The organism is Rhizobium sp. RU35A (assembly GCF_900156005.1).
GTDB classification, from domain to species: Bacteria; Pseudomonadota; Alphaproteobacteria; order Rhizobiales; family Rhizobiaceae; genus Neorhizobium; species Neorhizobium straminoryzae.
The window spans coordinates 204,198-214,350 of the sequence record NZ_FTMR01000010.1 but is presented as its reverse complement, the minus strand read 5'-3'; the positions used below and the strand labels follow the sequence as shown (position 1 = coordinate 214,350).

At 63.3% G+C, this 10,153-nt stretch carries 9 protein-coding genes; 5 read left to right on the top strand and 4 right to left on the bottom strand.

The window, feature by feature from the left end; genetic code table 11:
* Positions 1-332: 332 nt before the first annotated feature.
* Positions 333-1,235, bottom strand: a complete 903-nt coding sequence (locus tag F3H95_RS20915) for a hypothetical protein (protein ID WP_149747427.1) — start codon at positions 1,233-1,235, stop codon at positions 333-335.
* 115 nt (positions 1,236-1,350) lie between these two features.
* Positions 1,351-4,455, bottom strand: a complete 3,105-nt coding sequence (gene uvrB, locus F3H95_RS20910) for an excinuclease ABC subunit UvrB (RefSeq protein WP_149747426.1) — start codon at positions 4,453-4,455, stop codon at positions 1,351-1,353.
* 160 nt (positions 4,456-4,615) lie between these two features.
* Here uvrB and F3H95_RS20905 point away from each other — a divergent pair, with 160 nt between their 5' ends.
* The gene (locus tag F3H95_RS20905; RefSeq protein ID WP_143126391.1) at positions 4,616-5,221 is read left to right on the top strand and encodes a class I SAM-dependent methyltransferase; all 606 of its coding nucleotides are present in this window, start codon (positions 4,616-4,618) and stop codon (positions 5,219-5,221) included.
* Between the two features lie 161 nt (positions 5,222-5,382).
* Entirely contained in the window at positions 5,383-5,988 is a 606-nt protein-coding gene (locus tag F3H95_RS20900; protein WP_149747425.1) for a class I SAM-dependent methyltransferase, read from the top strand.
* 12 nt (positions 5,989-6,000) lie between these two features.
* Here the strand turns inward: F3H95_RS20900 and F3H95_RS20895 are convergent, their stop codons facing one another.
* Positions 6,001-6,420, bottom strand: coding sequence for a hypothetical protein (locus tag F3H95_RS20895; protein ID WP_149747424.1), 420 nt, complete (start codon positions 6,418-6,420; stop codon positions 6,001-6,003).
* Here F3H95_RS20895 and F3H95_RS20890 point away from each other — a divergent pair.
* The 3 genes from F3H95_RS20890 to F3H95_RS20880 all read left to right on the top strand — a co-directional run bounded on the left by F3H95_RS20890 (position 6,419) and on the right by F3H95_RS20880 (position 9,979).
* The gene (locus F3H95_RS20890) at positions 6,419-7,108 is read left to right on the top strand and encodes a sulfotransferase family 2 domain-containing protein (protein ID WP_149747423.1); all 690 of its coding nucleotides are present in this window, start codon (positions 6,419-6,421) and stop codon (positions 7,106-7,108) included. The genes F3H95_RS20895 and F3H95_RS20890 overlap by 2 nt on opposite strands.
* A gap of 241 nt (positions 7,109-7,349) precedes the next feature.
* The gene (locus tag F3H95_RS20885; RefSeq protein ID WP_188134446.1) at positions 7,350-8,786 is read left to right on the top strand and encodes a DUF1800 family protein; all 1,437 of its coding nucleotides are present in this window, start codon (positions 7,350-7,352) and stop codon (positions 8,784-8,786) included.
* A 2-nt stretch (positions 8,787-8,788) separates the two neighbouring features.
* Positions 8,789-9,979, top strand: coding sequence for a DUF1501 domain-containing protein (locus tag F3H95_RS20880; protein WP_244618094.1), 1,191 nt, complete (start codon positions 8,789-8,791; stop codon positions 9,977-9,979).
* Positions 9,980-10,024: 45 nt separating this feature from the next.
* Here F3H95_RS20880 and F3H95_RS27660 read toward each other — a convergent pair whose 3' ends face one another.
* Entirely contained in the window at positions 10,025-10,147 is a 123-nt protein-coding gene (locus F3H95_RS27660) for a hypothetical protein (protein ID WP_280177854.1), read from the bottom strand.
* Positions 10,148-10,153: the final 6 nt, after the last annotated feature.

Here is a 10,153-nt window from a genome sequence, read left to right as displayed (position 1 = left end):
CTGCGAAGATCATCGCTGAAAGCGCGGGTCATATTGCCTCCGACCAAATCACCAGTCGGATCATGGAATCAGAAATTGCACCGTAACGGAATCCTTAATCCGATTCCGAGTTCAATGGACGTGCTCTAAAAGCTCACCTCATATCCTCGCCTTGCTCCAAAGCGTTCACCTCAGTTGCAGAGGACTGTCGTGCCACATCCGATGGTCACAACGACAGCGAAGCGATGATTGCAAAATCGATTGCTTTTGTCGGCCAACGGGCAGATCTCTCAGATCGTGAACATCCTGTTGGTGCTGGGGACACGGATACTGCTGCGGCATACCGCAATCTTTCAAGCAGTTGTATCGTCTCGACTATCGACGGATAAGTCCAATTCATATCCCTCTACGAATTTTTGACGCTGCACGCACTCATCAAGAGATGCGATCTGCATCGCTTTATATAGTGACCAGCAATCATCGCCTATCTTGTAAGGCGAGTATATGCCCTTCTTGAACAAGCTATGACGCACCTTCGAAAGTCTTATTATCTCTTTATTGACAACGTCAGATCTCAATTCATTTTTGAAGAAACTTTCTCTCTTCTTGCCGCCGTTGTCACCGGGAAAGCGCTGAGTGATCGCCTCGAATGCTAGCCACATCAATATAAACGTCTCTTCCGGATAAGATTGAGAGAAAGCCTTCTCCAATAGCAGGGAAGCCTCCTTTGGGATTTTGACGATCTTCGCTTCGTGGAGAGGGGGATCCTGGAACCGGTTAAAACCTTGTGAATCGAAGAAGGACGCATAGCCAATTTCGCTAAATGGCCCTCGATATGGTTCATCGCGTGAAAAATCCGAGTGAAGGACCAAGTGCCTTGCTGCGGAAACTCCGAACATAAGACGGATGCCGCTAATTGCAGCCAAAATGTCCCTATCACCGTTCAAGCGTTCCTGCTCGGTAGCAAAAGCGAATGTTAATTTCAGATGATTACTATTCGCTGCGATTGGAATTTCGCATTGAGCACTGTGTGGATTACCTTTGTCATCATAATACTTATTCCAGATTGACCTTTTTGCCCCTTGAGAAGGACGAGCTAGGCATATGTCAAAATTTTTAAAGCTATTTTTGCGAAGGAAGAAATCAATTAATTCTATGTCTGAGCGCTCTGCGTTCGATGAATACAATCTCTCATCATAGAAATATAAGCCGACTTCACCGAAGGATTCTATCAGTCGGTCTCGCGCCTCGAACATCCAAACACCTCAAGCAAATAAAGCCAGCGTTCAAATATCAACATCATCCGATTTTTTATTCAGCCCCCTCATCCGCCCTTCGGGCACCTTCTCTCCGAGGGGAGAAGGGATCACCTCACCGCCCCGGCCGTCCCGTCTTGCCCTTTGTCCGCCCCTTGCGCTTGACCTCGGCCGGGTCCTCGTAGGAGCCGACGCCGACCTTGCCGCGCACGAGGGGGCGGGGATCGTCCGGGGGGGCTGCCCCCTCATCCGCCCTTCGGGCACCGTCTTCCCGTGGGGGAGACGGGAGAACCGGTTTCTCCGGCAGTCTGCCGGGCAGCGGCTTTTCCGTGCGGCCGACGGTCATTTCGTCCAGCGTGTTCTTGCGGAACAGCGGTCCCCGGGCCGAGCCCGAGGATGACGGGATGGCCGTGTCGGTGCCGGGCCCCATGTCGTCCAGCGAGGGTTTGGCGAAGTAGGACGAAGCCTCATCCGCCCTGTCGGGCACCGTCTCCCCGCGGGGGAGACGGGAGGTCGCGCTTGCGGCGGGCCGGCCGCTCTCCGGCGCCAGCGACTGACGCGTGGCTTCGGCATTGCGGCGCACGCCTTCCTGCGCCCGGGTTTCCTCGCGGGCAATCGGATCGTCCATGCTCGCCAGTTCGACGGCCTTGAGGCGCTTGATCTCGTCGCGCAGGCGGGCGGCCTTTTCGAAATCGAGATCGGCGGCGGCGTCGCGCATCTGCTTTTCCAGCGCGTTGAGGTGGCTCTGCAGGTTGTTGCCCACCAGATGCCCGCCATCGGCAAAGCCCTTGGCGCCGCCCTGCACATTGGCGCCGGAAATGTCGGCGCGGACGTGGTCGCGTTCGTAGACGCTGTCGAGAATGTCGGAAATGCGGGCCTTCACCGATTCCGGCGTGATGCCGTGTTCGGTGTTGTAGGCCATCTGCTTTTCGCGGCGGCGGGCGGTTTCCTCCATCGCCCGCTTCATCGAGCCGGTGATGTTGTCCGCATAAAGGATGACCTTGCCATCCACGTTGCGCGCCGCACGCCCGATGGTCTGGATGAGCGAGGTTTCGGAACGCAAGAACCCTTCCTTGTCGGCGTCCAAAATGGCGACGAAGCCGCATTCGGGAATGTCGAGGCCCTCGCGGAGCAGGTTGATGCCCACAAGCACGTCGAAGGCGCCGAGGCGCAGGTCGCGGATGATCTCGATGCGCTCCAGCGTGTCGATGTCCGAATGCATGTAGCGCACGCGAACGCCCTGTTCATGCAGGTATTCGGTAAGGTCTTCCGCCATGCGCTTGGTGAGCACGGTGACCAGCGTGCGGTAACCCTTGAGCGAGGTCTCCTTGATCTCGCCCAGCACGTCGTCCACCTGGCTGCGGGCCGAGCGCACTTCCACCGGCGGATCGATGAGGCCGGTGGGGCGGATGACCTGTTCGGCAAACACGCCGCCGGACTGCTCCAGCTCCCAGCCGCCGGGGGTCGCGGAGACGGCGACCGTCTGCGGCCGCATCGCATCCCATTCCTCGAAGCGCAAGGGGCGGTTGTCCATGCAGGACGGCAGGCGGAAACCGTATTCGGCCAGCGTCGCCTTTCGGCGGAAGTCGCCGCGATACATGCCGCCGATCTGCGGAATGGTGACGTGGCTTTCGTCGATGAAGATCAGCGCATCGTCCGGAATGTATTCGAACAGCGTCGGCGGCGGCTCGCCGGGGCGGCGGCCGGTGAGATAGCGCGAATAGTTCTCGATGCCGTTGCAGGAGCCGGTCGCTTCCATCATCTCGATGTCATAGCGCGTGCGCTGCTCCAGCCGCTGCGCCTCCAGCAGGCGGCCGGCCTTTTCCAGCTCGGCAAGCCGGTGCTTCAGCTCGTCCTTGATCGCCTTGATCGCGCCGTTCAGCGTCGGCCGCGGCGTGACATAGTGCGAATTGGCATAGATTTTCACCGATTTCAGGTCGCCGGTCTTCTGGCCGGTCAGCGGATCGAATTCGGTGATCGCATCGATCTCGTCGCCGAACAGCGAGATGCGCCAGGCGGCATCCTCCAGGTGGGCCGGGAAAAGCTCGATGGTATCGCCGCGCACCCGGAAGGAGCCGCGGACGAAGTTGATGTCCTGGCGCTTGTATTGCTGGGCGACGAGATCGGCGAGAAGCTGGCGCTGGTCGATGCGGTCGCCGACCGACATCTGGAAGGTCATCGCGGTATAGGTTTCCACCGAGCCGATACCGTAGATGCAGGAGACGGAGGCGATGATGATGCAGTCGTCGCGCTCCAGGATCGCCCGCGTCGCCGCGTGGCGCATGCGGTCGATCTGCTCGTTGATCGAGCTTTCCTTCTCGATATAGGTGTCCGAGCGGGGCACATAGGCCTCCGGCTGGTAATAGTCGTAGTAGGAGACGAAATATTCCACCGCATTGTCGGGGAAGAAATTCTTGAACTCCGAATAGAGCTGGGCCGCGAGCGTCTTGTTCGGCGCGAGGATCACGGCGGGGCGCTGCGTCGCCTCGATCACCTTGGCCATGGTGAAGGTTTTCCCCGAACCGGTGACGCCGAGCAGCACCTGGGAGCGCTCGCCGGAGTTCAGCCCGTCGACGAGATCGGCAATCGCCGTCGGCTGGTCACCGGCCGGCTGGTAGTCGGACACCATGCGGATCGGGATGCCGCCCTCGGATTTCTCCGGCCGGGCGGGGCGGTGCGGCGTCCACAGCTTGCCGTCCTTGAACAGCGGATTGCCGCTCTCGATCAGCTTCGCCAGCGCATCGACGGTGGCGGTGACCGCGCCCGGCGCAAGCGACTGGGCCTCTTCCAGCGACACATCCATGCCGGCGACCGGATTGAGGCCGGCGGCGGCGCGCGTCTTCGGATCGGAGGAGGCGCCGATGGATACGCCGCGGGAGGTTTTTTGCGAGGTGGTGTTCTTCGCGGTCGTGGATTTTCCGGCCGGCGTGCTGCGCTTCGTTCTGGCGGCCTCTTCCTTCGCGCGCGCGGCTTCCTCCTCCTTCGCCTCGCGGATCGCCTGTTCGCGGGCGGCGATCTCGATCTTCTTGCGGTGCTTGCCGGCCTTGGAGGCGATCTCGCGCTGGGTTTCCATCGCGCCTGCCTCGGCCTCGGCCTCCAGCTGGCGCACCCAGTCGGCCACCGAGCCCTCCAGGGGCGCTCCTTCGAAGGCGGCCTGCGGCGCTTCCTCGAAACCGTTGCCGGAGGTCTGGGGCGGGGATTTTTTCGGCGATCTGGACATGCCGCGAATATGGAGGGAGTCCGGCCGAAAGGGAAGGGTGCCGGCGAAACAAATTGGGAACGCAGCACGCCCGCGCGCGGTCATCCTGGCGCAAGATGCGGCTGTCTATATCCGACTATTCGGAATCATGCGGGCGCTCCCATGCGCCGGAAAGGACATCATGCAAACGGTCGAGCAGCGCCAGCGCCTCAAGGAAAGCATGCCGCAGACCACGCTCGGGCTGCATCATACGGAACACTGCCGGCTGCTGCCCAATCGCAGCGAGCTTCTGCTGCGGCTGCCGCGCGGCGGGGTCTGCGCCGAGATCGGCGCCGCCTATGGCGATTTCACCGCCGACATCCTGTCGATGAACCATCCCGCCCAGCTGCACCTGATCGACGCCTGGGACACCGACCGCTATCGCATCGGCCTGGAGCAGATCCGCGACAAGTTCGCGCCGCGCATCGAACAGGGGCAGCTGCAGATCCACCAGGGGCTCTCCACCGTGAAGCTGCAGGAGTTTCCCGATCAGTTCTTCGACTGGGTCTATATCGACACCAACCACACCTTCCACACCACCTGGGAGGAACTGGTGCTGAGCCATCGCAAGGTGAAGAAGGACGGGCGCATCTGCGGCCATGATTTCTGCACCGGCAACATCATCACGCCCGTCGTCTATGGCGTGGTCGAGGCGGTGACGAAGTTCTGCAACGATGCCGGCTGGCAGTTCGAATACCTCACCATGGAATCGCACGGTCACTTTTCCTTCTGCCTGCGCCGCCTCTGAGGGGGGGGCGCGTCGGCGGACGGCGGGCAGGGCGGGGATCACGCCGTCGTGCGGCAAAGGCATTGGCCTTTCGCCGCCGCTTGTTCTAGACACGGAGATCATCTGCGTCCGCCGCATTCCCGCCGGCGGGCCGATCGCCGGTCTGGAGGCCTCACCCGAAAATGCTGTCCCTCGAAAAGCGGCAGGCGCTGAAGAACAGCACGCCGCGCACCATGCTCTCGCTGCACCACACGGAAAACTGCCGGCTGCTGCCGAACCGCACCGAACTGCTGCACCGTCTGCCGCATGGCGGCGTAGCGGCCGAAATCGGCGTCGCTTTCGGTGATTACACGTGCGAGATCATGGCGCATAACCGCCCCGCCCGCCTGCACCTGATCGATGCCTGGGACCTCACCCGCTACAACGAGGGTTATGAGACGGTGCGCTCCGCCTTTGCCGGGGAGATCGAAGAGAGCAAGGTGCAGCTGCATGTGGGCGGCTCCACCGACATGCTGCCGACCTTCGCCGATGCCACCTTCGACTGGGTCTATATCGACACCGACCATTCCTATGCCAATACCTGGAACGAACTGGTGCTGTGCGACGCCAAGGTGAAGCGCGACGGGCGCATCTGCGGCCATGATTTCTGCACCGGCAATGTGATCAAGCCGGTGGTCTATGGCGTGGTGCAGGCGGTCAACAAATTCTGCGTCGCGTATGGCTGGCAGTTCGAATACCTGACGGTGGAGCCGGATGCTCATTTCTCCTACTGTCTGAAGCGGCTTTGAGAGGGCGACCGCTCAGGGCGCGACCGTGAGCCGCACGTCCGCCTGATCGAGCCTGGCGCGCAGAACGGCATCGGGCTCGGCATTGCAGACGAGTTCGTGAACGTCGCTGACATGGGCGAGCTTGACGAGGGCATGGCGGCCGAACGTGCTGTTGTCTTCTGCGAGAGGTCGCTGCGGAACCGTTCGTTGCAGGTGCTGAAAGTTCAGCAGGCACAAGGCGCCATCCTCAGCCATGGCTGGTCCGGCGGGGCTGAAGATGGTGGCGCAGCCGCGTGCATGGCAAGGCGCGAAACGCTGGAGCGTCGCGTCACCGGTTCCGTTTCCATGATTGCTATCGGTGGCCCGTGCGGTACAGGGGAAATGCAATTCCATCTGCTGCCGCGAATCGCCCGTCTGCGCGCGGAGCAACAAGCGCGAGGGCGCGATTGACATGCTGGTCTATGATCCCACCCGACCCCTGGTCTCGCTGCACCTGCCGAAGACCGGGGGCACCAGTTTCCGGCAGGTTCTTCAAACCTGGTTTCCAGAAGGGACACTGCACCTGCACTATAGTCTGAATGGCCAGCGGCCGGAACGACACGATCTCAAGGCCGGCGACTGCGTGCATGGTCACTTCAATGGCGCGCGCGGCTTTGGAGTCTGGCACTACGATCCGGAAGCGCGCCAGTGCATTGCCTTTTTCCGTGAGCCCTTCGATCTGTTTCTCTCCTATTGGTTCTTCATCCGCAAACAACAGGCTCTTGGCCATCCCGTGAAGGATCTCGAGGACGATCCGAGCTTCGAGGTCTGGCTGCTGCGCCGGGCCGCCGATCAGGCCGAGGGGCACAACAGTCACTCCTTCGTCTGGCAGATGCCCGTTGCGCCCGGAACCGAGGATCTGGACAGGCTCCTGGACGAACGTTTCGTGTTTGTGGGCATCATGGAACGCTACGAGGAGTCGGTGACGGCACTCGCAAGGTTGCTTGGCAGGCCATTGATCGATCTGCCGCATGTCAACATCACGGAACGCGACAGCGATTTCAACGCGTGGCGGCGGATCTATGAGCGGTGGTTCCCCGATGAATACGATATTTACGAAAAGGCACGTGCGCGCAATGCAGCGCTCATTGCCGGGATCTGACGGCGCCGCAACGCCCGTCGGCAGGCATGACCCGGGCAAGCGTTGCCGAGGTGGCGGTACGACACGCGACTGTTGAGCCGCCGCGCCTTCTCCTTTAAGCCTGTGCTTGCAAGGGTTGTGCAGGCGGGCGAGGGAACCAGGCTGCGGTTCTCGCGTTGGCGGGTCCGAAAATGGCCGCAATCTCAGACTGCTTCCGTCACAATCACACGCCATGTTTCCGCAAGTTGCAAAGGGTGATTTCATGGCCGTTCCCACTTCGATCCTTGCCGCGCGGCGCTTCGGCTATGGCCTGAGGCCGGGTGAAACACCGCCGGCCGATGTGGACGGGCTGATGCTGCAGCTGCGACGCGGGGTGGCCGCCAAGCCGCGTTTCCCCCGCGAGGGCGTGGCCGGACGCCGCGAAACGATCGGCAAGATGCTGACGGTGAGGGCCGTGGAGGCCAAGGCTGCCGTCGAGGGGCGGCCCAATCCGGGTCTGCGGCAGGAAATGCAGGCGGAGGTGCGCCGCATCTTCCGTCGCGATGCGCTGGCACGGATGGCCCAGGCCGTTTCCTCCGAAAACGGTTTCTTCGAGCGTCTGGCGAGCTTCTGGCTCGACCATTTTTCCGTCAGCGCCCGCAAGGCCTACGAGATGCGCATGGTGGTGCCGCTGTTCGAGGCGGAAGCGCTGCGGCCCAATCTGGCGGGCCCGTTCCGCACCCTGCTGCGGGCGGCCGTGCTGCATCCGGCCATGCTGATCTATCTCGATGCCGAGCCGGTGGCGGCCGGCGCGGCCTCGCCGCTCGCTGCGCAGAACGAGCGGCTGGCGCGCGAATTGCTGGAATTGCATACACTGGGCGAGGACGTCGCCTATGGTCCGGGCGACCTGCAGGCTGCGGCGCGCATTCTGGGCGGACTTGCCGTCGATTCGCGCTCGCTCGATGTGTCGTTCCGGGCGGCAGCCGGCAGCGCAGGCGATCTTGCTCTCCTCGGGCGCAACTATGCCGATCGCGCCGCCTCTGCGCATCTTGCCATGCTGGACGATCTCGCAGCGCGCGCCGATACCGCCCGCCACATCTGCACGAAGCTTGCCATGCATTTCATCGCCGACCATCCGCCGGAGGATCTGGTCGCCGCCATGGTGGCCGCCTGGCAGGATACCGACGGGCGGCTGGATGCCGTCTACCGGGCGATGCTGGAGCATCCGCGCGCCTGGGACCCCGCGCCCGGCAAGGTGATCGCGCCCTTCGATTTCGTGATTTCCGGCTTTCGCAGTTTCGAGCGGCAGGGGGGCGAGTTTTCCGCCGTCGCCCGCGCCGCCGAGGAGGGCAATGCCGACTGGCGGCAGGCGGCGCCGGTGGCAAGGCGCGGCGCGGCCGTCGAACAGCCGGATGTCGCCTATGCGCTGACGCTGGAGGCGCTGGCCCGCATGGGCCAGCCGATCTGGCAGCCGCCGAGTGCGGCGGGCTTTCCGGACGGCGAGGCCGTCTGGCTCTATGCCGGGCAGTTGCGCGAGCGGCTGGCCTGGGCGCGGCTGGTGGCGCGCACGCTGGGGCAGGGCATTGCGCCTTCCGATTATGTCGAGATGGCACTTGGCGGGGCAGCGCGGGATGCGACGCGGCAGCTGGTGGCTGACGCCCCGAGCCGGGTTCAGGGGCTGACGCTCGTGCTTGCCTCGCCCGAGTTCAACAGGAGATGACGATGGCCGATGCTTCTCTCTTCAGGCTGTCCAGGCGCGGCTTCCTGTGTGGCGCGACGGGTGCGGCCAGCCTTGCCGTCCTGCCGACGGCATCGTTGGCCGCCGGCTCTGGCGATAATCGTCTGGTGGTGCTGATCCTGCGCGGTGGCATGGATGGGGTCGATCTGGTGCGGCCGCACGGCGATCCCGGCCTTGTCGCGCTGCGCCCCGGCATGGCGCTGTCGCCGGACGCAGATCTGCTCGATCTCGACGGCTTCTTCGGCCTGCATCCGGCGGCGGGCGACCTGATGGGCCTGTGGCAGGCGGGCGAACTGGGCTTCGTGCACGCGGTCGCAAGTTCCTATCGCGGCCAGAAGCATTTCGAGGCGCAGGACGTGCTGGAAACCGCCGAGGCGGAGGGCAAGGCCGGGCGTACCGGCTGGCTGAACCGGGCACTGTCGCTGATGCCGCGCATCGGCCAGCGACGGGCGGTGGATATTACCGCTGCGGTGGAGCCGATTCTTTCGGGTCCCAATCTCGTTGATGTCTGGGCGGCGCGACCCGACCGCCCGCTTGCCAATGACGAGATGCATGGTTTTGGCGATCTTTTCGCCGGCGATGCGGCCTTCGCCGCCTCATTCCAGGATGTGGCGAATGCGGGACCGGGCGGGTTGTTCGATGCCGCGGCGCGGCGTGCCGGCCTCATCGAAATGGCCCGGCAGGTTGGCGCGATGCTGAACGGCGATTACAGGGTGGCGAGCTTTTCGCTGGAGGGCTGGGATACGCATGTGGACCAGCGCGGCCAGTTTCCGCAGGCGGCCGGCGATCTTTCCGCCGCGATCCTCGCCTTGCGCGAGGGCATGGGCCCTGCCGCCTGGAGCGGCACGATCGTGCTGGCGCTGACCGAATTCGGGCGCAGCCTCCGGCTGAACGACCGGGGCGGCACCGATCATGGCGGGGCAAGCTGCGCGGTGCTGGCCGGCGGCGGTCTTTCCGGTTCCGGTCTGTCGCGCAAGACGGTGATGGGCCGCTGGCCTGGCCTTGCGCCGGAGGCACTCTACGAAGGACGCGCCCTGATGCCGACCGGCGATGTGCGCGACGTGGCAGCGGCCGTGCTGCACCGCCAGTTCGACATCACGCCGGCCAACATTACCTCCAAGGTGTTTCCCGGCCTTGCCTTTGATGGCGCGGCATCGCTGCTGCAGGCAGGCTGAGCGAGGCGGCGGTGCCGCGGTGAAACCGCGCCGCCTAGGCAACAGTCAGGGCTTTGCCGGTGCAAACAGTTCCATCGGACTCCAGATCGCCAGAACCCCGATCAGGCTGAACACCACCGAGAGGGCGACGAGGGCGAGGATCGCGCCGAACACAAGTTTTCGCATCATGGTCTG